Origin of the sequence: Candidatus Poriferisocius sp. (assembly GCF_965214065.1) — a bacterium.
Classification (GTDB): domain Bacteria; phylum Actinomycetota; class Acidimicrobiia; order Acidimicrobiales; family Bin134; genus Poriferisocius.
Map to the genome: position 1 here is coordinate 1,089,550 of NZ_CBDCAT010000028.1, position 25,134 is coordinate 1,114,683.

The following is a 25,134-nucleotide window of genomic DNA, read 5'->3' on the forward strand; positions in this document are numbered from 1 at the left end:
ATCGAGATGGCTGAACAGGCACTGGCTGGTAAGAAAGCGATCGTCACCGGCGGAGGTAGGGGGATCGGCGCAGCCATAGCGGTGGCGTTGGCCGAGGCGGGCGCCGACGTCGCGGTTATCGGTCGCACAGCGGAATTGCTTGACGAAACGGCGGCGGCGGTTGGCGAGCTGGGCCAGTCCGCCGGGGTTAGAGTGGCCGACCTCACTGATGTCGACAGCATTCCCGGCGTGTTCGCGGAACTTGCCGATGAGCTCGGTGGATTCGACATCTTGGTGAACTCAGCAGGCATGCAGTTGACCGCACCGGCGCTCGATGTGTCCGAGCAGGACTGGGATGCGACCATCGACGCCAACCTCAAGGCCCTGTTCTTTTGCTGCCAGGCCGCGGGCGCTCGCTTCGTCGAGGGAGGTGCAGGCAAGATCATCAACCTCGCCTCTACGTTCAGCGAGGTGGGCTTTCCCGGGTTCGCCGCCTACTGCGCCTCCAAGGGCGGCGTAATGCAGCTGACTCGAACGTTGGCCTTGGAATGGGCCCCCCACGGTGTGAACGTCAACGCCATCGCGCCGACCGCGGTGCGAACCGACATGAACGCGTACCTCCTCGACGATCCGGGCTTCTTGGAGGCATTCCTTCCCCGGGTTCCCGCCGGGCGGGTCGGGCAGCCGAACGATATCGCCGGCTCGGCTGTGTTCTTGGCCTCGTCGGCCTCAGACTTCGTCCACGGCCACCTTTTGTACGTCGACGGGGGCTACACCGCCGTCTGACATACCTCTAGGCAAAGACCTCGGCGTCCTCGAGGATGCCAGACGCCTCGGTCATCTTCTCGATGCCGTCCAGCTCCCACGGAACGGCCACACCCTTACGGGCGTACCACTCGCGAATCAGGGCGGGGCCGTCGGTGACTAGCCCAAGGTGGAGCGAGGTGACCAGCAGCGCGGCGGCTTCGGCCTCCTCGCTGGCCCCGGCCACGATGTCGCCGGGCACGATGACTCGAAAATCGCGGTTGGCGGCATCGAAAGCGGTCGACAGCACACAGGCGTCGGTCATTGTCCCGGTGAGGACCAGGTTCTTGATATCAAGCTGGCGGAGCAAGAACTCGAAATCGGTGGGGACAAAGGACGAGAGGCGCTTCTTGGTCCGGATGTAGTAGTCGCCTTCCTCCTCTTCGACCATGATGTCCAGCCACTTGGTACCTTCCCAACTGTGCTGGTCCATTGACGGGTTTGGGGGCAGATACAGCTCGTACAGCACTCTCCAGTTGGCCATACGGTTGTACTGCTTGGAGTTCAAGTCGTCGATACCGCCGTGCCTCTGCCAGTGCTGGACGTGAATGATCGGGATGTCGATGGCTCGGGCCATCCGGTGGAACATGTCGTGGGCGGGGATTTTCGCCCGAGCCCGCGGGCACGGGCAGGTCAGATCGTCCTCGGGGCCTATGTGACCGCGGTGCATGTCGATACAGGCGATAGCGGTCTTGTCAGGGTCGAGCCAGCGCTCGAACGCGTCTTCGAAGTTGCTAGTGCCTGAGGGCAACACGACGCGGTCTCGACCCTCAAGGTATGCATACATCTCAGTCTTCATGGGTGGCTCGGCTTTCGTGGGTTGCCTCGTAGGGCTGGTCTTCTATCAGACTGAATTTAATGGTTGGGCGAGAAAAGCGCCACAAGCCCTAGGAATCTCGTTTGGCTATGAGCTGAGCCAATACCCAATCTGCCGTGATCGGAAGCGCCCTCACCGCACCGGGGTCGCCGAGCGCATGGCCTACTGCGGCGGCGATCGCCCCGCCAGCACCGGCAATCCCGGCCTCGCCTGCTCCCTTGACACCCAAGGGATTGGTCGGGGTCGGGGCGTTCTCGAGGATTTCCGTCTCGATCGGCGGCAAGTCGGCAGCGGTGGGCATCAAATAGTCCATGAAGTTGGCCGCTTGGGGCTGACCGTTCTCATCGAAGGCGAATTCCTCGAGCAATGCGCCTCCCAGCCCTTGGGCGAACCCTCCGAGCACCTGCCCTTCGACGAGCTTCGGGTTGACCGCCTTGCCGACCTCGCAGCCCAACCAGACTCGATTCAGTCGAATCTGCCCCGACTCAGAATCGAGCGAGGCATCAACGACCACCGCCCCGTACGGATAGTTCATCCGCTCGTCGAAATGGACCTCACGGGCGCCGAGGCCCGGGTCCTCACCCCGTTGGGCCGCCTCAAGCGTCCCGCACGCTTCGGCTACCTGGCCGAGAGCTACCGATTTGGCTGGCGCCCCCGCGACGTGAATCAAGCCATCGGCCAGAATCAGGTCGTCGGTAGAGGCTTCAAGCAGGTCGGCGGCAATTCGCTTGGCCTTTTCGGCGGTGCGGCGGGCGGCGGTTTGCACGGCCATGCCGCCGATCACCGTCGAGCGGCTGGACCACGAGCCCACGCCGTCGGGGACCAAGTCTGAGTCTCCATGGATGACTTGGATGTCGGCAGGGTCCACGCCGAGTTCGTCGGCGGCAATCTGCGCCATCACCGTCTCGATGCCCTGGCCCGACGACGCACCCCCGACGAATACCCGGACGGCGCCGGCTGTGTCTATGTCGACTGCTCCCGTCTCGTATAAGCCCAGCCCGCTCTTGTCCATGAATATCGACAATCCGATGCCCCGGCGTTCGACGTTCGCGCCTGTGATGTCGTCTCGCCACTCTGCGTACTTGGCTCCGGCCTGATCGATTAGCCCGATGAAGTCACCAGAGTCGAGGAGGAACGACTCGCCGGCTAGCTCGAACCCGGGCTCATAGGGCAGTTCGCTGGCCGTGAGCAGATTCCTGCGGCGAATCTCAACCGGACCGAGGTTGAATTCGGCGGCGGCCAGATCGAGTAGTTGCTCTCGGGCCACGGTGAGTTCGTAGCGACCCGGCGCCCGATAGGGGCCTACCGGGGTCTTGTTGGTGGTGAGTACATGGATCTTGGACGCATAGGCGGGCAGACGGTAGGGGCCGGGGATCATCCCCAGAGTGAGTTCGGACACGATGACCCCCGTGGGGCGGATGTAGGCCCCCTTGTTGTGCCAAACCTCAGCCTCGACCCCCAGTAAACGACCCTCGGTGTCGAAGGCGCCCCGCATGTGGTGGGTTTGCTCGCGAGCGTGGTTGGTGGTGGTTAGGTTCTCTGCCCGGTCCTCGATCCATTTGACCGGACGTCCGGTCAGAACAGCGCAGTAGGCAACCAGAAAATCCTCGGGGAAGAAGTCGCCGCGGACCCCGAAGCTCCCGCCGGCATCGGTCGAGCGCATGTGGATGGTGGTGGGCGATCGCTTCAGCAAGCGGGCCAAGACCTTGCGGTGATAGTGCGTCACCAGCGTCGCGCCCCACACCGTGAGCTCGTCACGGCCGGCGTCGAAGTCGCAGACCAATCCTCTGGTTTCGAGGGGTACTCCTGAGTGGCGTCCGATGGCGACCTCTGCGGTCACGACCCGTTCTGCTTGTTCGAAAGCCGCCCCAATGTCGCCGTATCCCTTTTCGAGGACGCAGAGCTCATTCGAAGAATCAGGCCACAGCGAAGGTTGGCTGGGGGCGCGGAGCATGTCGACCACGGCTTCCAGCGGTTCGACGTCGACTATCACTGCTTCTGCCGCGTCCTCGGCCAAGTACGGGTCTTCGGCAAGAATGAGCGCAACCGGCTCACCCACGTAGCGAACCCGCTCTTGGGCAAGAACCGGCTGGAGCGCCTGTTCGAGTCCGAGGCCGTCGAACGGCAGCCGTAGCGGAATGGGCTCCACGTGGGCGACGTCGGCTCCGGCGAGCACCAATCGAACACCGGCCAAAGCCGCGGCCGCGGAGGTGTCGATTCCCGTCAGCCGTCCGTGAGCCAGGGTTGAGCGCACGACTCGCATCCAAAGCTGGCCCGGCAGGTCGATATCGTCCACGAATCGACCCGCCCCGCGCAGGAGCCGAGGGTCCTCGAGCCGGGCTACAGAGTCCCCGACGAAACCCATGGCGCTCCTCCCTTGGCCGCTACGACACTCCTGTGGGGCTGCCCGCCATGGCCAATGCGAGCTCATCCATGGTCAACTCGTCCACGTTGCGCTCCAACACGACGCGCCCGCGGAACATCACCACCACACGGTCGCTGAGCTTGAGTAGCTCTTCTAGGTCCAACGTCAACAGAAGGACAGCCGCGCCCGCTTCCTTGATCTGGAGCAGTCGACGGTGCACGTAGTCAACAGCACCAACATCGAGCCCCCACGTCGGGTTGTCGGCGATGAGTACTTTCGGCTCCCGGGAGAACTCGCGCGCCAATACAACCTTCTGCTGATTGCCGCCGGAAAGGGTGCCCGCAAGAAGATCCGAATTGGCGGGTCGGACGTCGTACTCCTCGAGCAGACCAGTGGCCTGTTCCTTGATTCGCTTCCAGTCCAGCAATCCTCGACGGGAGAACCGGCCCGCAGGGATCTCATTGATTGCCAGGTTCTCGGCCAGGGACATGTCAAGGATCAGCCCCCAGCCATGGCGATCTTCAGGGATGACCGCCAGGCCGCTGTCGCGGAGTTTGGCCGGTTCAGAACCGGTCACGTCGGCGCCATCGATCACGACGGTGCCAGACTCAAGGGGGCTCAGCCCCGTGATGGCACTGACGACATCGCGTTGTCCGTTCCCTTCGACCCCGGCAACGCCGAGGATCTCACCGGCTCGGACCGACAGGCTCAAGCCATCAAGGGAATTGCCCCCGACCCCGGTCGTCACCAGCTCTCTTGCCTCAAGAAGGGTTTCAACCTCGTCGCCAAGCAATGTGTGGTCCACCTTGACGGCGGTGATGTCTTGGCCGGTCATCGCTCGGGTAAGGGTGCGCTCGTCGAAGTCTCCGCGTTCGACCTCGACCACCTTTTTGCCGGAGCGAATCACGGTGACTCGGTCCGCGACCTGGGTGACCTCGGCCAGCTTGTGGGTGACCAGCACGATGGAATGTCCGCTGGAGCGCAGATCTTCGAGGATGCCCAGTAGATTCTCGATCTGCTGGGGTCCGAGCAGCGACGTCGGCTCGTCGAGGATCAGTATGTTCGCGCCGCGATAGAGGACCTTCAAGATCTCGACCCGCTGCTGAAGGTCGACTGGGAGCTGCCGGACGGGGGTGGAGGGAGGTAGCGGCATGCTGTACTTCTCGGCCAGCGAGGCGATCTCACGGCGAATGGCCAGAGGCTTGAGGCGAAGATCGAGGGCGGGTCGCGATCCGAGCACGATGTTTTCTGCCACCGTGAATGTGGGGACCAATGAAAAGTGCTGGTGTACCATCCCGATCCCCAGGCCTAGCGCGTCATGGGGGGACTGGATGTCGGCTGGTTGACCCCTGACGAACATGGAGCCGGAGTCCGGGAGGATGTGGCCGAACATGACGTTCATGAGCGTGGTCTTGCCGGCTCCGTTCTCACCGAGCAGGACATGAATCTCACCGGCCCGGACATCAAAGTCGATGCTGTCGTTGGCTTGGACGTCGCCAAACTGCTTGGAAATGCCGTGGAGTTCTACAACGCTCTCAACCACAGCGAATCATTTCCCTCGGGTGTTTCTGGGTCACTTCAACTCCATTCGGTCGAAGCCACATTGAGTCTCCCACTTGGACGCCTGCTCGCGCCCTGGGCTCGATGACATTCGGTTGAACGACCAAGACCGCGCCGTCGGGATAGGCCCAGTCGTCGGGGTGTGTGGCGCCGCGGTTCTGCCGGGTGCGAACGATGGGGGCCAGGTAGCCGCCACCTCCGTAGGAATGCACAAGATCGTCCCAGATGTCATAGCCCGCCTCGTGTATCGACTCGGCTCGATCGAGCACCTGGCCGATCGTCGCACCGGTGCGCATGATGCTCACAATGCTCGAGTATGTGTTCTCGGCCACCTCGTACATTTCCTGGTAGAGCGGCGTTGGCTCACCCTCGATGCAGAGAGTTCTCAGGATCTGTCCGGTGTAGCCCCAGAACGTGGTGCTGATCTCGGTCACCAAGACATCGCCGGCCTTGATGATCCGGTCGGGCTGATATTGGTGAGGCACGAAAAATTCGGGATCGGCCATGGAGGTGGTCAAGGTGAAGTGAATGAGGTTGGTGCCCCGTCGATCCAGATAAACGTCTTCGATCACCTTGGCCAACTCGTACTCGTTCATACCGGGAGCGGTGTTCGAAGCCAGAGCCGCGACGGCGTCGTCGTTCATGCTGGAGGCGATGCGGATGAACTTCATCTCCTCGTCCGTTTTGACCTGGCGAAGTGCGAAGTAGTCGGGGTTAAGGTTGACCAGGCGCTCCGATCCAAATGCGGTTGCATCGGTGTAGGGAACCACACCGATCGTGCCGATGCGGCGGTAGCCACCGAGGCGCTCGGCGACGCGAATCACCAGTTCGGAGTGGTCATCGCCGCCAAAGCTGATGTTCTTGACTACTGAGATGCGCTCGGCGTCGGGAATGTGATTCCAGAGCCGGACCACGAGTTCGGGGTCATCGTCGCGGGGCACGATCAAGTACACCGGAAAAAGCGGTGGCCAGTTGCAGTAGTACTGAACCGACGTGTCGTGTGGCCCTGTGGACCCGCCGATCAGGACGGCGTCCAACCGGTGGCGGACCATGAGCTCTCGGAGCTGGCGATACCGATGCGCCATCTCCTCGGACGAATATCTGGGAAAGCCGTTGACTTGCGGGATCTCATCCATTGATGGCCCTCCAGATCTTCTCGGGGGTCAGGGGCATATCGAGATGTTCTACACCCAACGGGGCAAGAGCGTCGAGAACCGCGTTGTGTACCGCGGGCGTCGAGCCGATGGTGGTGGCCTCGCCGATGCCCTTGACACCCAGCTGGTTCAAGGGCGTTGGCGTAACCATGCTGTGAGTTTCGTAGGAGGGCAGCTCTCCAGTGGAGGGGGCGAGATAGTCGAGCAGCGTTGACGTAACGGGCTGGCCCTCCGCGGTGTAGCTCATCTCCTCCCAAAGGGCTTGGGCCACTCCTTGGGCAATCCCGCCATGTTGTTGGCCTTGGGCCAGCATCGGGTTGACGACGATTCCGCAGTCGTCGACGGTAATGTGGCGCTTCACCCGAACGGCGCCGGTTTCACGATCGACTTCGACCACCGAGACGTGCGCGCCCGAGGGATAGGTGCGGGCGCCTTGGTCGAAGTCAAACTCGACGGCCAATGGCGCCAGTTCCGCCCAGGGGATAGCGGTGGCGGGGCTGCCGATGATGCCGACCCCGATGCCGTCGTAAACGACCATATCCGCGGCGTTGGCCTCCAGCCGCTCGGCGGCAAGCTGGCAGGCCCTGGCGACCACGGCCTCTGCGGCCTTGTCCACTGCGCTCCCGGCCAGTTGGAGCGAGCGGGAGCCGTAGGTCCCATTCCCTCGCGGCACGACAGCGGTGTCGGACTGGATCACCCGGATCTTGTCCATGGGCAGCCTCAGTTGTGCGGCTGCGATCTGGGCGTATGTGGTCTGGTGGCCTTGTCCGTGAGACGAGACTCCACTGAGGACAGTGGCGCTGCCATCGGGCTCGATAGCGACGGAGGCGAACTCCTCGGTGGGTCCGTTGCCGGTCACCTCGATGTAGGAGGACACCCCGACACCCAGCAGCCACTGATCGTTGCGAGTCCGCCGCAGGAGCTGCTCTCGACGGAGGGCTTCGTAGCCTGACAGCTCGACGACGTGGTCGAGCGCCCCGCGATAGTCACCGGAGTCGTAGACAGCTCCGCTGGGGGTGATGTGATTGGTGTCATGCCGCTCAAGAAGGTTGCGCCGACGAATCTCGATTGGGTCCAGGTCGAGTTCACGGGCCATCAAATCCATAGAGCGCTCCAGAAACGCAGTTGCCTCCGGCCGCCCTGCCCCTCGGTACGCGCCGACCGGGGCCGTATTCGTCACCATGCTTCGAGCGCTGAAGGCAACCCTGGGAATGCGATAGGTCCCCGTACACATGAGTCGGGTGTAGTTCGGGAGCCAAGCGCCGACATGGGGATAGGCCCCGGCGTCGGCGATCACTTCCACCCGAAGCCCGGTGATCGTCCCGTCGCGCCTCGCCCCCAGGGCTACATGCTGTATCTGTCCCCTTCCGGGGGTCATATTGAGCAGGTTCTCGGACCGAGTCTCTTGCCAGGTCACCGGCTGGCCTATTCGGTGGGCTAGCGCGGCGACAACGATGTGTTCGGGGTAGGTATGTCCCTTGGCTCCGAATCCTCCCCCGACAGCCGGTGCGATCACGCGGACGCGGGCCGCCTCCAAATCCAGCGCGGCTGCGACCGACGATTGGATGTCCCAAGGGAACTGCGTGGACACCCAGATGCAAAGACCGGCACCGTCGTCGTCCGGTACGACCAGAATGCTGTTCGCCTCCAGGGGGACCGGAGCCAGCTTCTGATTGACGAACGTGGCCTCAACAACCTCGTCCGCGTCCTCGAGCACCGAGAGGTCCATCAGCGGCTCTACCTCGAATGCGACTTCGCGGCTGTCCCTTGAATGCACCACGGGGGGGAGCGGCTCGATCTCCACGTCAACGTCGCTGGCCAGATCTTCGGCCTCCGCCGCGCTTTGGCCGGTAACCACAGCAACCGGATCACCGACATAGCGGACCTTGTCGACCGCCAGCAGATCCCGCGCGTACCGGTCGGGGGTCGGCGGCCACGGCACGAGCTTTGGCAGCCCCAGGGACGCGGCCGTGTGGAGGCCCCCAAGGCCGGTGATCCTCACGAGGTTGCCGTGGGCAACGGTGGAGCGAATGAAGCAGGCGTGAAGAGTGTCGCGGGTGACGAGGTCAGCGGTGAACGGACGGCTGCCGGTGAGCAGTCCCCGATCCTCGACGCGTAGGACGGAGTTGCCGAGGATGCTCAACTAGAGGGTGCTCAGCTAGGCGGTACGTATGCGATCAGGTCCATGAGGAACTGGGCGCCGGGCACTTGGAGCGGTCCGCCGATCTCCAGCGTCGTAGAGGCCGGCCGGTCACCGGGGAAGTAGGTGGACCACTCTTCAATCGACTGCTGGAAATGGGTGAAATCATCGTGGAAGCACTGGCGCCGGACAATGTTCTCGACGCTGGTTCCGGCCGCCTCGCAGATGGCCGAGACGTTGTCCATGATGTAGGCCATCTGCAGCCTCGGCGGCTGCTTGTACCACGGGAACTCCGGATGGCGCTGTACCGACTCGGGGAGGTTGCCGAGCTCGTCGTGGGCAATGGCGGTGCTGAAGAACAGAAAATCGCCGGCCTTCACGGCTTGGGGCTCGTGCCAGGGTGACTCCACAGCATCGGAGGTCTCGATGGTCTCCTTCTGGATCGAGGCGTCGTCGGCCAGCACCTTGAGCGCGACCTCGACGCGACTGCCTTTGCCACCAAGCCCCATGTAGGGGATTACGACACGGGCCGGAGGATTCTCGGGGAACCACTGTTTCCAGACGCGCTCCATGCCCTCGAAGTCTGCCGGGCTGGCCAGATACACGGTCGCCTTCACGGTGTTCTGTATTGAGCCGCCGGCGGCTTGGACGATCTTCTCGAGTTTCTGGAGGACGTAATCGGTTTGGGATTCGATCTCGGAGCCGTACCAGAAATACGGGTTGACGCGGGCCTCGGGGGCGACGCCGCTGGGAGTGCCCATGTCATTGCCCTGCATGTAGTCGCCCATCCAGTCGACCGGGATCTCTCCAGCACAGAAGATCCAGTCGCCCCTTCGAACCGCCGGTGAGTAGCCGGCTAGCGGCGATGGGACGCCTTCGGGAACTTCGAAGCCTTGGGTGCCCCCGCCGGGAATGGCGATCATGTCTACTTCGAGGATGGTCTTGTTGACCAGGAGTCCCGTCTCGCGGATGCCCATGCCCGTCGATGCCGGCCGCGGGGGATGGACGAACTCATCACGAGTTCGCAGGTAAGGGGTGATACTGATCTTCGGCCAGGCGTTCCCCTCCCAGAACTCTTCGATGGTCGGGTGGGGTGAGCTGAACCACTGGTATATCCGCACGATGTCGGTGGCGATGTCGCAACCCGCCGCCTCGAGGGTCAATTGGAGATTTTCCAGCACGTACCGAGATTGAAGTTCGAGGGCGTTGTACCCGTTGGGATTCCGGCCGTCACCGCCGGCCTCCGGCGCGAGGCCGGTCACGAAGTCAGACGCCAGCTGGCCGGCAATGAAGACCCAGCCACCCGCCTTGATCGCGGGGCTGTAGGGCATGAGGGGCATTGGTTCGCCGCCCCATACGGCTACCCGATCGTTCTCAGCCATGATGTCTTCTCCTGTTCAATTCTGGTTGTTAGCCATTCTGGCGCGGGGTCGCGGGGCCAAGGACCCGAAGCTTCACCATAGAACTCGCCCGGAGGCCGAAACCGCAGTTCCATACCCCCGGGCAAGCCCATTGATCAAGACCGCCGTCGGGCTAGCGCGGCGTGCAACCAAGCGCGGTCACATCGATTTCCGCAGCAGATCCTGATGCGCCGATGGTGGGATCTCCGGCAGTCTCGTCGGGGATCCTGATCTCTCCTGAGCGGACCTTGGCATCGATGTCTTCGTATATAGCCTGGTCTTCTGGGCTGAGGGCATCGGCGTTGTCGTATAGCGGCGCAGCGATGATGCCTGGGGTGTTCGTAACGTCGAACTGATGGTACGAAGCAGGACCGATATCACCAGCGTAGGCCCGCTCGATCATCACTCGGCCGGCATCGGCCAGTCCGTGGATGGCCGATGTGATCACCACGTCGGGGGCGATATCGAAACTGTCGTAGTAGGACGGCACCACCCAGACCTGGGAGTCGGCTTCTTGCGCGGCATCGATGATGCCCAGCACCGCTTGGTCGGTTGCGGAGAGGATCACGTCAGCTCCGCCGGCAATGAGGGACTGTGCGGCTGCCTTGGCCACGGCGGTGTCGCCCCAGGTGTTGATGAACTCTTGCGAGAAGCTGATATTGGAGTCCACGCACCGAGCACCTAGGTGGAAGGCCTCGGGCTGACGGGTCAGCGCCGGGAACTCGAAACCGTTGAGTGAACCGATCGAGCCGGTTTCCGTAACAAGAGCAGCAATGACCCCGGTCAAGAAGTTGGCGTTGTGCTGGTCAACCTCGACCCAGCACAGATTGTCCGGTGCTGCTGGCGTCGCGTCCGTCGGATGGTGCGGCGCCATGCATACCTGGGTGTCGGGGAAGTTCTCGGCTACTTGGATCGCGGGGTCGACCATGGCGCCGTGGGCAAAGAGGATGAAGTCGTATCCCTGGTCAGCGAACGCCGATCCCTGCTGTACGTAGGCGTCAGGCTCATTGAGCAGCTCGACGAATTCAACCTCGATGCTCGGGTTGTCGGCTATCGCCGTCTGCGCTCCGTCATACCACGCGTTCGACCAGCTGAGGTCGTCGTTGGTTCCTGGGTAGAAGAACACGACGCGGAACGGTTCCATCGGCTCTGGTTCTGGCTCCGGCTCTGGTGCTTCGGTAGCGGCCGGTGCCTCCGTCGCGGCTGGTGCTTCGGTAGCGGCCGGTGGTGCTGGCTCGCCCTCTTCATCGTCGTCGTTGCCGCATGAGGCAACGACTAGCACGAATGCAAAAAAGATAGCCAACACCTTCAAAAGTCGATGACTTGACATGTCCCCCCTAGGTTCAAAGGCCTTACGGCCAATCCTCAATATAGATTGCCACCGACAGGAGCGCCAGCGAGCTTACGCCCGGCCTGCAGTTTCTCTCCGCCACGGGATGCCCACCGCGGCCGGATACCGACTGCCTCGGGACAGCAACACCGCCAGCACGGTCGCAACGTAGGGCAGAGCCAGCCACACTTGGTGGGGGACGCCATCGAGCAGGTCCACCTGACCGGCAATGAACTGGAGTGCCTGGCTGAGGCCGAACAGTGCCGACGTGGCCAGCGCCAAGAGCGGATTCCAACGGGCGACCACGACAACACCTAGGGCAATGAAGCCTCGGCCTTCGGTCATGCCCGGTACGAAGCCGCCTGCAGATGACATGACCAGGGCGCCCCCCCCGAATGCAGCCAAACTGTTGGCCAGGATCACTGCCGGGTAGCGCAATCGCTGTACGTCGAGCCCTCCGGACTCGGTTGCGTGCGGGCGCTCGCCCGCGGCGCGCGCGTACAAACCCCACCAGGTGCGGTTCAGCAAGTAGAAGACAAGGAGAACTATGGCGAGCGTTATCCAGAACACTGAGTTCTGTCCGTTGAGCACTTCTCCGACCTTGGGGATATCGCCAATCAACGGGATGTCCAAAGGTGAGAGCGTGGGTCCGATCCTGCCCCCGATGAAACGATCGTGCAGCACTCCGGTGAGGCCAAGGGCGAATACATTGAACAGCAAGCCGGTGACGATCTGGTCCGTCCCGCGGTTGACATAGAGGAACGCCAAAACCACTCCGGCACAGATCCCGGCGAACCAGCCGAAGGCCAGGGCCAGCGTGACGCTCTCGGTCTCGATACCGACGAGGGCGGTGGCCAGCGCGCCGATCAGCATGGACCCTTCGATGCCCACGTTGAGCACGCCGCTGCGCTCGGAGATCGTTTCGCCGAGCGCAGCCAACAGTATCGGCACCATGAGCTGCAAGCCTGTTGCGAAGAAGGCGATGATGATTGCTTCGGACGGCATCAGTCGGCCACATTCTGGGCGTAGCGGAATCGAATGGCACCGGTGACCATCAACAAGATCACGAAGACCGCGACGATGATGTCTCCTAAGGACGGCGAGATGTCCGCCGAAGCCTGGAGGCTGTTGCTCCCTACCCGCAGCATGGAGAACAAGAAGGCAGCCGGGATGATCAGGGACGGCTTCAGCCGTGCCAACAGGGCGACGGCGATGCCGATGAAGCCGAAGTTGCTCGAGAAGTTGAGGTCGAGGTCGTCGAAGATTCCCGCTACGGCGACCCCACCGGCCAAACCGGCGAACCCGCCCGCGACCAAGAAGGTGAGCAGAGTGACCCGTTTTGTCCGCACGCCAGCCAGCCGCGCCGCGTTGGGGTTGGCCCCAATCGCACGGATGGAGAAGCCAAGCGATGTCTTCGTAATCAGCACCCAGGCCAACGCCGCCGCCCCGATGGCAATGAGCACGCTGATGTCTACGGTGCCGTCGTCCCAGATTGTTGGGAATTGGGCATTCTCGGCTATCGAAACGGTCTTCTGGCTAAAGGGGTCAGGCCAGACTTCGGCGATGATGTAGTTGGCGACGAACACGGCGACAAAACTCAACATCAGCGTCGTGACGATCTCGCTGGCGCCGTAGAACGCCTTCAAAGCGCCGGGGATGAGCCCCCAAACCGCTCCGCCGGCGAACGACCCCAGGATGACGATTGCTATGAACAGCACCCTCGGAGTGCTAGACGGCAATTCGATTCCCAGGGCCACCGCGGCGATTGCCCCGGCGAACATCTGCCCTTCGCCTCCGATGTTCCACAACCTCGATGTGAAGGGCAGGGCGGCGGCCAGGCCGGTAAGCGCGAGGATGGACGCGATCATCAGGGTTTGGCCGAGGAAGAAGGGCTCGATGAGCGATCCCTTGATAATCGCCTCGGCCGCCTCCCAGGGGTTGGCCCCGATGGCGAGAATCAACACCGCGACCAGCACGAGCGTGATTGCCAGCGAGAGGATTGTGTTCACAGAGGGAGGCAGCTCAGAGCTTGGCGGAAGCTTCCACCATGGGCGGGCAGGTTGCTCGATATTTTCGGTCTGACTCACCTACTCACCCCGTCGTCGGTAGGCGGGAGATTAGCCGCGGCACTCGAATATCGCTCAAAAAGGCTGAACAACAAGAAACTCGACGACTGAGGGGTCGTGGTAGCGTTCAATCTCATCGAAGATATGCGGCGTGGACGAGTACAAGTTGTCCGAGCCTCTGAACCCGGGCCAGGACTGTCGGTGGTTGAGACTGGTGGATCGGCTCATGCGGTCGTGTGGCCCGGGGTGGGGGCGCAACAACGCTCGATGCATCTCATAACCCTTGACCCCGGCGGTCGCACGGTCGACTTGAGCCATGAGTCGGAGTGCGTCTACCACGTTTCGACTGGGTCGGGCACCATGGTCGACCTCGACACCGACGAGAGTTACGACGCCACCATTGGGTCGATGTTCTTGATCGAGCCGGCAACGAATTACCGATTCATTGCGGGTGCAGGAGGGGCAGTGCTCTTGGGCGGTCCCTGTCCCCCCGATCCCTCTCTTTACGCCCATCTAGGAGATTGAGCAATGGCCATCAAGCAATTCCATCGAGACGAGCCCGACCACTACATGCCGTTGATCTCCAAAGACGCCCGTCTGGTGGTTTGGCCAGGGGTGGGCTCCGAGATGGCAAACATGAACTACGTGGTGCTCGAACCCGACGAAGAAAACGTTCCCCATGCCCACTCAGAATCGGAGGACACGATTTTCATCCTCGAGGGCCGCGGGTCAGTGGCCGATCTTGACAACGACAATGTCCTCGAATTCGAGGCTGGAGACACGGTCCATGTGCCAGCCGGAGTGAAGCATGCGGTTCGAGCTGACCGAGACAGTCGGATCGTCAGCGTTGGCGGACCATGCCCTCCAGACCGATATCTGCTCAAGCTGAGTGGCGCCCTATGACGCGCCCCGTCTCGATCGGGTTGGCCCAGATGGGCAGCCCACCTGGAGACGCAGGCATCAATCGAACCGCGACGGCGGAAGCGGCAAAACTGCTGTTCGACCAGGGTGCGCAATTAGTCGTCTTGCCGGAATTGGCCGTGCCCTGGTACACGGTTGAGCCCGACGAAGTGGCTCGCACAGCGGAGCCTCTCTGGGGGCCGACCGTCGATGCCTGGACCGCAGTGGCCGCCGATCATTCGGGACTAGTTGCTGGCGGCTTCTGCGAACGCGATGGCGAAGCGATCTATAACACCGCCGTCATCGTGGATCAGTCAGGGGTTATCGGCCACTACCGCAAGCTGCACTTGTTCGCCGGGGAGAAAGCGTGCTTCACGCTAGGCGATCGGGGCCTCCCGGTAGTCGAGACGCCCGTGGGGCGAATTGGCCTGTGCATCTGCTACGACCTGCGTTTTGTCGAGGTAGTACGGGTGCTGGCGCTGTCAGGGGCCGAGCTCATCTGCGTGCCCTCGGCGTGGATCACGGGCTTCGACTCCGAAAAATGGGACGCCGACGGCTTCTGCCCCCAGGCTCATGGGGCCGCATTGCAGGCGAAGCTCAGCCAGGTCTTCATCGCTTGCACGAGCCAGGTGGGAGCCCTCTCGGGGTTTGACTTCTTGGGGTCGTCTTTGGTGATCGACAGCTTTGGCCAAGTAGCAGCCGGGCCGATGTCGGGAACCGAAGACAAATCGCAACTAGTTACGGTCGACCTCGGAGATGTGCAGCGTGCCGAGGCCCGAGGATCGCTGATCCAGCCGCGTGCTGACCGACGCACCGACGTCTACGGCCTTTCGTATGGCGGTTCAATACTGTGAAGCCGGCAGCATTCCGGTACGAACGGCCCCATGATGTAGCCGAGGTCTTGGATCTGCTGGCCGAGAATGGCGACGAAGCCAAGATCTTGGCCGGGGGGCAGAGCTTGGTTCCGATGATGAACTTTCGCCTGGCCCGACCCGAAGTGATCATCGACATCGGCGCGGTTCCCGGCTTCGGCGAGGTGGCGATGTACGGAGAGCACCTCAAGATCGGCACTCGAGTGCGCCATGTCGATCTTGAGCGCCCTAGGTTCAAGGGGCCATTGAGCTCGTTGCTGGCCGTGGCAGCACGGCACGTAGGACATATCCCGATCCGTTTGCGTGGCACATTCGGCGGCTCCATCGCCCACGCCGATCCCGCCGCCGAATGGTGCCTATTGGCCCGAACGCTGGATGCTGACGTGGCCGTTGCCTCAGCTCGCGGGGAACGTGTCATCACTGCCGCCGACCTGTTCCAATCGGCCTTTATCACCTCGATCGACGACGACGAGATGCTCACCGAGGTTCGCTTGCCCTGGTTGGATGCCGACTGGAAGACAGGGTTCTCGGAGTTCAGCCGCCGTGCGGGCGACTTCGCAGTGGTTGCGGTTGCTAGCGCCGTCAGGTTGGCAGACGGTCGTATCGCCGAGGCGCGAATTGGGGCTGCGGGAGTAGGCGCAACCCCCGTTCGCCTGACCGGGGCCGAGTCGGCGCTGCTTGGCCAGCCCTTGGGCACTGATGCCATCGAGGCAGCGTCGGAAGTGGCCGGCGATGAAATAGATCCCCGGAGCGACATTCACGGGTCAGCCGAGTATCGGCGCGACCTCGTTCGGGCGCTGGCTCGACGGGCGCTCTCGTGACTTTGAGCGACACCTGGGTTGGGCGGTCCATTCGCCGGGTCGAGGATCCCGCACTCGTGCGCGGTGATGGTCGCTTTGTCGGCGACGTGGCGTTGGGTATGGCGACGGCGCGGTTCGTCCGCAGCGCGTCGTCGACGGGACTGATTCGATCTATCGAAGGACCTTGCTACACCGCCGCTGATCTAGACGCAGCTGGGGTCGGCGAGATCGAGGCTGTCCTTCACCGCCCGGATTTCGTCAAGGTCAGCCAACCCCTGTTGGCTCGCGACCGTGTGCGCTTCGTGGGGGAGCCCGTAGCGGTTGTCGTCGGAAGCTCACCGGAGGAGGCTGAGGACCTGGCCGAGCAGGTCGTCGTTGAAATCGACCCTGAAGAAGAGACATTGGTCCACCCGGCGGACGCGGCCACCAACACGGTAATCAAAGGAGAGTTCGCCACCCCGGGAATCGACGACGCCGTCGCACAGGCGGATTGTCTCGTTGACGTAGGCCTGATTTCTCATCGACAAGCCGCCCTGCCCATAGAGACACGCGGAGCCACAGCCGAGTACGACCGGCGGACCGGTCGCCTCACCATTCACGCCTCCACCCAGACCCCGCACATCTTGCGAACTTCGATTGGTGATCTGCTCGGGATGCCCGAGGCCGATATTCAGGTGGTGGCCCCCGATGTCGGCGGGGGATTCGGCCAGAAGATGTCTCTCGCCCGAGAGGATGTGGTGGTCGCTTGGCTGGCTGTGCAGCGGCGGGGAAGCGTCGCTTGGATCGAAGACCGATCGGAGAACCTCACTTCGTCTTGGCACAGCCGCGATCAGGTGTATCGGGTCAAGGGAGCATTCACCGCCAACGGAGACCTGCTAGCCATCGATGCCGAGGTTGCCTGCGACGTGGGCGCGTGGTCGTGTTATCCGGTCACCTGGGGCGTTGAGCCGCTCATGGCCATGGGCGAACTCTGCGGCCCCTACAAGGTGGCCCATTACCGGGCCCGTTCACGGGGTGAGGCCAGCCATCGCTGCCCGGTTGCGCCCTACCGGGGTGTTTCCCGCCCGGTGATCACCGCCACGCTCGAAAGGTTAATGGATGCCGCGGCCCGTCGTCTGAGCATTGATCCAGTGGAGATTCGGCGCCGGAACCTGGTGACTGAATTTCCTCACACTTCGGCTACCGGCGTGGTGCACGATGCCGGCACCTACGTCGAATCGCTCGACGCCGCTGTGGAGCACTTCGATCTCGATGAGTTTCGGAACCGGCAGGAAAAGGCCCGCAAAACGGATGGCCCACTGCTCGGGGTTGGGATTTCCACCTTCGCGGAGCGAACCGGGTATGGCACGCCGGTGTTCGCAACTCGATCTATGGGCATCACCCTCGGTTACGAAACGGTCACCATGAACATGGACCCGTCGGGGTTCGTCGAAGCATGCATTGGGGCTTCACCGCACGGGCAGGGACTCGAGACCACGCTGGCCCAGGTGATTGCCGATGAGCTGGCCATCGACGTACCCCAGATCCGGATCGTCCACAGTGACACCGACCGAGCACCCTATGGCTGGGGGACCTTTGCCAGCCGCTCGATGGTGATCGCCGGCGGTGCCACCCAGATTGCCGCGGGCCGCTTGCGCCAGCGATTGGCCCAGGTGGCAGCGGCAGTGCTGGAGGCCAATGCCGATGACATTGTCTTCGCCGCCGGACGGGCGAGCGTGGCCGGCACTGAGGTAGGAATTCCCATCTCAGATTTGGCCCGAATCGCCCATCACCACGCCGAGCGCCTCGAACCCGGCACACCGGCTGGTCTCGCGGTGGAAGCCTCCTACGATCCTGCGGGCACGTTCTCGAACGCATGCCATATCGCCGAGGTGGAGGTTGACCCCGAGACCGGGGCAACCACCGTGACCCGGTTTGTGGTGGTGGAGGACGCTGGCAAGCTGATCAACCCGATGATCGTCGATGGCCAGATCCGTGGAGGTGTCGCGCAGGGAATCGCCAATGCACTGTATGAAGAGGTTGTCTATGACCATGACGAGAACATCTTGACTGCGTCGCTCATGGACTACTTGCCGCCAACCGCGGCCGAGATTCCCGATATCGAAATACGGCACCTTGAGACGATCACCGACGCCACAATCACTGGCGCCAAGGGCCTCGGCGAAGGGGGGACCATTGGGGCACCAGCCGCGATCCTCAACGCGATATCCGATGCTCTGGCTCACCTAGACCTAGCTGTTGATGAGCTGCCGGCCACGCCCGACAGGGTCCGGGCGCTCATTCGCTCGCGGGAGGACGCTCGATGAGCTCTGATCTAAAGGCGCTCACCCTCCATGTGAACGGCGAGCAGCACAACGTAGATGTGGAGCCGCGACGGACCCTCGCCGACACCCTTCGGGAGAATTGCGGATTGACCGGCACCCACTTGGGATGCGAGCAGGGAGTCTGCGGAGCCTGCACTGTTTTGATCGATGGAGATCCGGTCCGCTCCTGTCTCGTGTTCGCCGTGCAGGCCGAAGACTGCGAGATCTCCACCGTCGAGAGTCTTGCCGGTGACGACCTGGAGCTGCACCCGCTACAGGAAGCCTTCTCGGTACATCACGCCCTTCAGTGCGGGTTCTGCACCCCTGGATTCCTGATGCTGGCCCAGGGCATCCTCCGCCGACAGCCCGACATCGACGACGATGAGTTGCGCGAGGCCCTGTCTTCGAACCTCTGTCGTTGCACCGGATATCAGACGATCATCGAAGCCGTTCGCAGCGTGCGCGATCAGCAGTGATCGGGGAGTCGGTACGGCGTCTCGAGGATCGCCCTCTGCTATTGGGGCGGGCCAAATTCATCGCCGATGTCTCGTTTCCCAACGAGGCCCATCTGCGGGTAGTTCGCTCTGAGGTGGCGAGCGGATTGATCGTCGACATCGACGTTTCTGAAGCACTCCAGTCCTCGGGGGTTGTCGGAGTTTGGACAGGGGAGGATCTGGCCCCGGTACCGCCGATCGACTTCCGCCAGATCGGATACGACGAACTGGTGCCCTACCGCCAACCTGTGCTGGCACGGGAGTCGGTTCGATACGTCGGCGAACCGGTGGCCATCGTCGTCGCTGAGGATGCCTATGTGGCCGAGGACATCGCAGAGCTGGTCGTCGTGGACATCGAACCCCTCGAGATCGAACCGGTTGAGGCCATGTTGCTCGAGAGCGAGTACGGGTCGGTGGACCAGGCGTTCTCCGAGGCGCACCGCATACTGGAGCTTGAGCTCACCGTCGGCCGACACTCGGGAATTCCCATGGAAACCCGGGGCCTGCTTGCTCGGCCAAATCCCGATACGGGTCGTTTAGAGCTCCACGGTGCATCAAAGGTCCCGCACTACACATGTGCCGCCATCTCGGCCATGCTCGACTTGGAGCCCCATTCGGTTGTCGGCCGAGAGTGCGCGGTGGGAGGCGGATTCGGAATACGGGGCGAGCTATATCCAGAAGACGTCTTGGTGTCGTGGGCCGCCCTCCGCCTGAATCGCCCCGTGAAGTGGATCGAGGATCGGCGAGAGCATCTCATCGCTGCCAACCACAGCCGCGATCAGCGCCATCTAGTCAAGGCCGCCGTGAGCCGCGACGGGCTGATCACCGCAGTCGACGATGAATTCTGGTATGACCAAGGGGCCTACGTCCGCACCCACGGTGCCACCGTGCCATCGCTGACTGCCGCCATGCTGCCCGGCCCGTATGCCTTTCCTGCCTACCGGTCTCGAGGTCATATCTGCCTCAGCAACAAGACGCCGGCGGGCACCTATCGTGCTCCCGGGCGATTTGAGGCAACCTTCGTTTGCGAGCGGGTGGTCGAGGCCGTAGCCCGCGTGATGGGGCTCGATCCGGTGACCGTCAGGCGTCGGAATCTGATTTCGGCCGACGCGATGCCGTTCGACCGCCAGCTATCCGTCTTGGGCACATCCGTTGTACTCGATTCGGGTGACTACCCGTTGATCCTTGACCGCATGGTGGATCACATCGAATTTGAACGACTTGACCGCGAGTTGGCCCAACGCAGGGCGGACGGTGAGCTGGTCGGACTCGGTATCGGCATGTTCGTTGAAAAGTCGGGGCTAGGGCCCTTCGAAGACGTTCAAATCTCCATCCGCGAGAATGGCTCGGTTGAAGTGGTTACTGGCGCGGCCTCGGTCGGGCAGGGGATCGAGACCATCATTGCCCAGATCTGCGCCGATGACCTTGACATGGACTACCGCAACATCGAGGTGATCCACGGACAGACCGACCGCATCTCGCGTGGTCTCGGAGCGTTTGCTAGCCGGGTTACCGTCATGACTGGGTCGGCCACCCGCCTTGTCACCGATGCCGTCAAAAGGATCGCCCGCGACGTCGCGTCCGACATTCTCGAGGCAAGCGCAGAGGATTTGGAGTACCGGGCGGGAGCGATCGGTGTACGCGGGCAGCCCGACAGGTCACTCACCTTGGGCGAGATTGCCGCGGCCATCGGAGGAGAATTGCGAGCTGAGGCATCATTCACCGCCGACCACATGACCTATCCGTATGGCGCCCACGCGGTGGTCGTCGATATCGATCCGCACACAGGGGCCGTCAAGATCGAAAGATACGTGGTGGCCTACGACGTCGGGAGGGCGATCAATCCAATGCTGATCGAGGGGCAGATCCAAGGCGGCGCCGCCCAAGGCATTGGCGGTGCCCTGCTCGAGGAGTTCCTCTACGACAGCCAGGGCCAACCGCTAGTTACCTCGTTCATGGACTACCTGATGCCCACGGCATCGGAGACGCCGGCGGTGGAGGTGCTGCTCTCCGAGGACGCCCCCAGTCCGCATAACCCCCTGGGAGCCAAGGGCGCGGGCGAGGGCGGCACCAATGCCTGCGGAGCTGCGCTGGCCAGCGCCATCGAGCAAGCCATCGGCCGTCCTGGAACTGTTACCGACCTGCCCATCACGGCCTCGAAAATCAAGGCGTTGATGAAGTCCGCTCCCTAGGGCCGATGTGAGCCACCTAGGGTGGCATTGTGGATGTCCGTCTTGGCGCGCTGTTGGTGGGAGTCGCCGTTCTTGTCGTTGCGTGTGCGAGCGTTGAAAACCCCGCACCCGATTCAACTTCACCCATCGTGACGGCGGCCGCGGCCGCCCAAGCCAGTGCCCAACTCACAGGCGCCGCAAGTGCAACGGTCAATGCTCCCACCACGCCAGCCACTTCGGCCACCGCCGCGGTGGTGTTGGATCCACATGAGAGCGGGCAGCTGAGGAACTTCCTGGACTACGAGTTCCCTCCTGCACCGCAGGTGCCCACGGGTCCGCTGTCACCGGCAGCCTGGACTGAAGCGACTGGCGTGCGCATCCCTGCTTTTCGCCCATGAGCCAGACGCCTGCGATCGCTGACGACGTGGTGTGGCGTCCGCCTCCTGATGCGTGGGCGAATTCCCGCATGGGGCAGTTCGCTGAGCGCTACCAACCGGCGGCATTGGGCGACTACGAGGCCCTATGGCGGTGGTCGGTTGAAGAACCCGGTGACTTCTGGGCCTCAGTCTGGGATTACCTCGAGATCGATGCGACGCAGGCGCCCCGATCGGTCATCAGCGGCAGCCCCATGCCCAACACAACGTGGTTCGACGGCGCGACCCTGAACTACGCGGAGCATATCTTGCGCGGAAACGGGCTCAGCGACACCGATGTTGCCGCAGTCGGGAGGTCCCAGACGCGCCCTGCCCAAGAACTCAGCTTGGGCGAGCTGCGCGAGGAGGTCCGGCGAGCAGCCGCCGGCCTGCGACGGCTCGGCGTTGGACCTGGAGATCGCGTGGTCGCGCTGCTGCCGAACATTCCCGAGACCCTCGTAGCCTTTCTCGCAACCGCGTCAATCGGGGCGGTATGGGCCTCTTGCGCGCCCGAGTTTGGAGCCCGCGGCGTCCTCGATCGTTGGACCCAGGTCCAACCCAAAGTGCTTCTCGCGGTCGACGGCTACCGATATGGCGCCAAGCCGATCGACATCTCGGGCGTCATAGATCAGATTCGACGGGGCCTGCCGTCAGTGCAGAGCACCGTATTGCTGCCGTATCTCGATCCGGATGCCACCATTTCGAAGGACGTCCAGACATGGTCCGACCTGACTGCCGATACGACCGAGCCGTTGCGATTCGAGCCCGTCCCATTTGCCCACCCTCTTTACATCCTCTCCTCGTCGGGCACGACTGGACGGCCGAAACAGATCGTCCACGGGCATGGAGGAATCCTGCTCGAACACGGCAAGCAACTCGCGCTTCATCACGATCTCGGACCCGGAGACCGGTTCTTCTGGTTTTCGACGACGGGCTGGATGATGTGGAACTACCTGATGTCGGGGCTGCTGGCGGGTGCGTCGATCGTCATGTTCGATGGTGATCCCGCTTCGCCGACCTTGGACACTCTGTGGTCGATCGTCGAGCAGAGCGCCGTGACACTCGCCGGATTCTCGGCCCCCTTCCTCATGGCGTGCCGCAGCGCAGGCTTGCGTCCTGGGGAAACGCTGGACCTACGCCGCTTGCGGGAGATTGGTTCGACTGGGGCGCCCCTTCCCGACGCGGGATACCGCTGGATTTCCGAGGCCGTTGCTCCGATGCCAGTTTCCAACATCAGCGGCGGGACCGATGTGTGCAGTGCGTTTGTCGGCGGGGCGCCCGTGCTGCCCGTTCGGTCGGGTGCCATCGCGTGCCGTCAGCTGGGATGGCGAGTGGATGCGTTCGATCCTGATGGACAACCGCTGCGGGAAATCGATGGGGAACTCGTGATCACCGGCCCAGCACCTTCGATGCCGGTGGGCTTGTGGGGCGACGAGGATCGCCGGCGCTATCGGGGGTCGTATTTTGAGTCATTCGACGGCGTCTGGTCCCATGGCGATTGGATCACGATTTTCGATGATGGCTCGTGTGTTATCAGTGGTCGTTCCGACGCCACCCTCAATCGCGGCGGAGTGCGACTCGGCACAGCAGACTTCTACTCGGTCATCGAGGAACACGACCTGGTCGACGACTCGCTAGTGGTGCATCTTGAAGACGACGAAGGCGGGCTCGGCGATCTGCTGGCGTTCGTGGTGTTGCGAGATGGGCAGGAGCTGACTGAAGAGCTCCGCGAGTGGTTGCGTACGAGGCTGCGCGCCGAACTGTCGCCACGCCACGTACCGGATGAGATTCGGTCCGCGCCTGTTATCCCGCGCACCATCTCGGGCAAGAAACTCGAGGTCCCCGTGAAACGCATCTTGTTGGGTGCAGCCGCCTCTCAGGTCGCATCGGCCAGCGCTCTTCAGGACCCGAATTCGCTGCACTACTTCGAGGCGTTCGGACAGAGATGGCGAGACAACGCACACGGGAGAACCGCATGAGCACCCCTTCCCACGATCGCAGCGGGCAAGCTGATAACTCCTTCTATGACCTGAGGGAATATGAAATGGGCACCGGCTAGGACCAAAGCTCGTCGCGGAGTCTGGTGCGGAGGACCTTGCCCGTGGGATCGCGATCGACGGTGGGGCGGATGATGTAGCGACGGGGGCGCTTGTAGCCGGCGAGGTGCTCGGCGCAGGCGGAATCGATGGCCCCAGTCACCTCGTCGGGCTCGAAGCCGTCGGCCACGGCTAGGTACACCACCACTTGCTCGCCCCGGTCTGGGTCGGGCCCGCCCACCGCGCAGGCGTCGGCCACCCCGTCCACCGCGAACACCACGTCTTCGATCTCGGCGGGGTAGATGTTCACCCCGGCGGCCACGATCACCTCGGAGCTGCGGCCTGAAAGGTACAGATAGCCGTCCTCATCGAGGTGGCCGATGTCGCCCACCGAGAAGTAACCGGAGTCGTTGTAGGCATTGTCGGTTTTGTCATCGGCATTGATGTAGCGGAAATAGCGCCCCTCGGGACGGCGGAAGTACACCGTGCCGGGTTCGCCGGGGCCCAGCAGTTCGCCGTCGTCACCCACGATCTGGATAGCCAGCTCGCCAATGGGGGTGCCCACGGTGCCCGGCCGGGCCAGCCACTCGGGGGAACTGCACATTGTCATTCCACCCTCGGTGAATCCGTAGTACTCGGTGAAGATCGGGCCCCACCAGTCGATCATGCGGTGCTTTAGGGGCACCGGGCAGGGCTCGCCGCCGTGCAGGACAGTGGCCAGATAGGAGTGATCCAGCTCGGCCTTGCGTTCGTTGGACAAGGCCAAGAGCTGGCGGAACATGGTGGGGACCATGATGGTAGCGGTCACCCCGTCGCTGATAACGTCCACCGCTCGCTCCGTGTCCCACCGTTCCATAATCCGCATGGGCGCACCGTTGGCCAGCGCCCCCAGGGCAAAGGCCAGGGGAGCGCCGTGGAAGAGCTGGGCCACCATGAGGTGCTTGCCGTCGCGGGGCAGGCCCAGCCCTTGGGCCCCCAATGAGGAGAACTCCCACCACTGCTCGAAGGTGGACTCCGAGTCCAGTGTGCGCTCGACTCCCTTGGGCCGACCGGTAGTACCCGAGGTGTAGGGAATTCGGTAGCCGGTGCCCCCCGCTGGAAAGGGATTCGGATCCTGGGCGTCGACCCAGGCGTCGAAATCGTCGCCAATCCATACCACTGGGCGGTCCCCCGCCGCGTCCCTGGCTGCGGGCAAGTCGGTTGCCACTAGGGCCGAACCGGCGTCGTCCAGCACATAGGCGATCTCGGTAGCCGTCCAGTTGGTCTTGATCGGGGTCATCTTCAGCCCGGCCCGGAAGCAGGCCAACATGACCTCCACGAACTCGGTGCGATTGGAGCACACCAGCCCCACGTGATCCCCTCGTGAGGCCCCGGCGGCCATCAGCCCTCGCCCGATGGCATGGGTACGGCGATCCAGCTCAGCCCAGGTTATCTGGTGGGAGTCGTCCTCCAGCGCCAGCTCATCATGGTCTCGCCGGGCCAACTCTGACAGCTTCGAGGGTTTGCTCACCGCATCGACAATACTGATCC

At 63.0% G+C, this 25,134-nt stretch carries 19 protein-coding genes; 9 read left to right on the plus strand and 10 right to left on the minus strand.

What is annotated here, in order from left to right; genetic code table 11:
• Window positions 1-6 precede the first annotated feature (6 nt).
• Window positions 7-765, plus strand: a complete 759-nt coding sequence (locus ACOOGG_RS16470; RefSeq protein WP_420437013.1) for an SDR family oxidoreductase — start codon at window positions 7-9, stop codon at window positions 763-765.
• A gap of 7 nt (window positions 766-772) precedes the next feature.
• On the opposite strand, the gene ACOOGG_RS16475 is transcribed toward ACOOGG_RS16470, so the two are convergent.
• The 9 genes from ACOOGG_RS16475 to ACOOGG_RS16515 all read right to left on the minus strand — a co-directional run bounded on the left by ACOOGG_RS16475 (window position 773) and on the right by ACOOGG_RS16515 (window position 13,558).
• On the minus strand, window positions 773-1,582 hold the full coding sequence (locus ACOOGG_RS16475) for an isochorismatase family cysteine hydrolase (RefSeq protein WP_420437015.1): 810 nt from the start codon (window positions 1,580-1,582) through the stop codon (window positions 773-775).
• 88 nt (window positions 1,583-1,670) lie between these two features.
• Window positions 1,671-3,965 (minus strand): xanthine dehydrogenase family protein molybdopterin-binding subunit, encoded by a 2,295-nt coding sequence (locus ACOOGG_RS16480; RefSeq protein ID WP_420437017.1) that lies wholly within the window; start codon window positions 3,963-3,965, stop codon window positions 1,671-1,673.
• 19 nt (window positions 3,966-3,984) lie between these two features.
• A complete protein-coding gene (locus ACOOGG_RS16485) occupies window positions 3,985-5,508 on the minus strand; it encodes an ABC transporter ATP-binding protein (RefSeq protein WP_420437019.1) in 1,524 nt (507 codons plus the stop codon).
• Window positions 5,501-6,661: a M24 family metallopeptidase gene (locus ACOOGG_RS16490; protein WP_420437021.1), complete on the minus strand. Its 1,161-nt coding sequence runs from the start codon at window positions 6,659-6,661 to the stop codon at window positions 5,501-5,503. The genes ACOOGG_RS16485 and ACOOGG_RS16490 overlap by 8 nt, the downstream gene beginning before the upstream one ends.
• The gene (locus tag ACOOGG_RS16495) at window positions 6,654-8,822 is read right to left on the minus strand and encodes a xanthine dehydrogenase family protein molybdopterin-binding subunit (protein WP_420437023.1); all 2,169 of its coding nucleotides are present in this window, start codon (window positions 8,820-8,822) and stop codon (window positions 6,654-6,656) included. Before ACOOGG_RS16495 ends, ACOOGG_RS16490 begins: the two co-directional genes overlap by 8 nt.
• 11 nt (window positions 8,823-8,833) lie before the next feature.
• On the minus strand, window positions 8,834-10,201 hold the full coding sequence (locus ACOOGG_RS16500; RefSeq protein WP_420437025.1) for a RidA family protein: 1,368 nt from the start codon (window positions 10,199-10,201) through the stop codon (window positions 8,834-8,836).
• 151 nt (window positions 10,202-10,352) lie between these two features.
• Window positions 10,353-11,549, minus strand: coding sequence for a BMP family lipoprotein (locus tag ACOOGG_RS16505; RefSeq protein ID WP_420437027.1), 1,197 nt, complete (start codon window positions 11,547-11,549; stop codon window positions 10,353-10,355).
• Window positions 11,550-11,621: 72 nt separating this feature from the next.
• Entirely contained in the window at window positions 11,622-12,554 is a 933-nt protein-coding gene (locus tag ACOOGG_RS16510; protein ID WP_420437029.1) for an ABC transporter permease, read from the minus strand.
• Entirely contained in the window at window positions 12,554-13,558 is a 1,005-nt protein-coding gene (locus ACOOGG_RS16515; protein WP_420437031.1) for an ABC transporter permease, read from the minus strand. The genes ACOOGG_RS16510 and ACOOGG_RS16515 overlap by 1 nt, the downstream gene beginning before the upstream one ends.
• A 324-nt stretch (window positions 13,559-13,882) precedes the next feature.
• Between ACOOGG_RS16515 and ACOOGG_RS16520 the strand changes: the two genes are divergently transcribed.
• The 8 genes from ACOOGG_RS16520 (at window position 13,883) to ACOOGG_RS16555 (ending at window position 23,547) form a co-directional block, all read left to right on the plus strand.
• Window positions 13,883-14,140, plus strand: coding sequence for a hypothetical protein (locus ACOOGG_RS16520; protein ID WP_420437033.1), 258 nt, complete (start codon window positions 13,883-13,885; stop codon window positions 14,138-14,140).
• 3 nt (window positions 14,141-14,143) lie between these two features.
• Window positions 14,144-14,518 carry a cupin domain-containing protein gene (locus ACOOGG_RS16525; RefSeq protein ID WP_420437035.1) on the plus strand — a complete coding sequence of 125 codons (375 nt, stop codon included), beginning with the start codon at window positions 14,144-14,146 and terminating at the stop codon, window positions 14,516-14,518.
• On the plus strand, window positions 14,515-15,369 hold the full coding sequence (locus ACOOGG_RS16530; protein ID WP_420437037.1) for a nitrilase-related carbon-nitrogen hydrolase: 855 nt from the start codon (window positions 14,515-14,517) through the stop codon (window positions 15,367-15,369). Before ACOOGG_RS16525 ends, ACOOGG_RS16530 begins: the two co-directional genes overlap by 4 nt.
• Entirely contained in the window at window positions 15,366-16,208 is an 843-nt protein-coding gene (locus tag ACOOGG_RS16535) for an FAD binding domain-containing protein (RefSeq protein ID WP_420437039.1), read from the plus strand. Before ACOOGG_RS16530 ends, ACOOGG_RS16535 begins: the two co-directional genes overlap by 4 nt.
• Window positions 16,205-18,493 carry a xanthine dehydrogenase family protein molybdopterin-binding subunit gene (locus ACOOGG_RS16540; protein WP_420437041.1) on the plus strand — a complete coding sequence of 763 codons (2,289 nt, stop codon included), beginning with the start codon at window positions 16,205-16,207 and terminating at the stop codon, window positions 18,491-18,493. The genes ACOOGG_RS16535 and ACOOGG_RS16540 overlap by 4 nt, the downstream gene beginning before the upstream one ends.
• Window positions 18,490-18,966 (plus strand): (2Fe-2S)-binding protein, encoded by a 477-nt coding sequence (locus ACOOGG_RS16545; protein ID WP_420437043.1) that lies wholly within the window; start codon window positions 18,490-18,492, stop codon window positions 18,964-18,966. Before ACOOGG_RS16540 ends, ACOOGG_RS16545 begins: the two co-directional genes overlap by 4 nt.
• Window positions 18,963-21,176, plus strand: a complete 2,214-nt coding sequence (locus ACOOGG_RS16550) for a xanthine dehydrogenase family protein molybdopterin-binding subunit (protein ID WP_420437045.1) — start codon at window positions 18,963-18,965, stop codon at window positions 21,174-21,176. Before ACOOGG_RS16545 ends, ACOOGG_RS16550 begins: the two co-directional genes overlap by 4 nt.
• Window positions 21,177-21,549: 373 nt before the next feature.
• Window positions 21,550-23,547, plus strand: a complete 1,998-nt coding sequence (locus ACOOGG_RS16555; protein WP_420437047.1) for an acetoacetate--CoA ligase — start codon at window positions 21,550-21,552, stop codon at window positions 23,545-23,547.
• A 76-nt stretch (window positions 23,548-23,623) separates the two neighbouring features.
• Here ACOOGG_RS16555 and ACOOGG_RS16560 read toward each other — a convergent pair whose 3' ends face one another.
• Window positions 23,624-25,114, minus strand: coding sequence for an AMP-binding protein (locus tag ACOOGG_RS16560; RefSeq protein ID WP_420437049.1), 1,491 nt, complete (start codon window positions 25,112-25,114; stop codon window positions 23,624-23,626).
• Window positions 25,115-25,134: the final 20 nt, after the last annotated feature.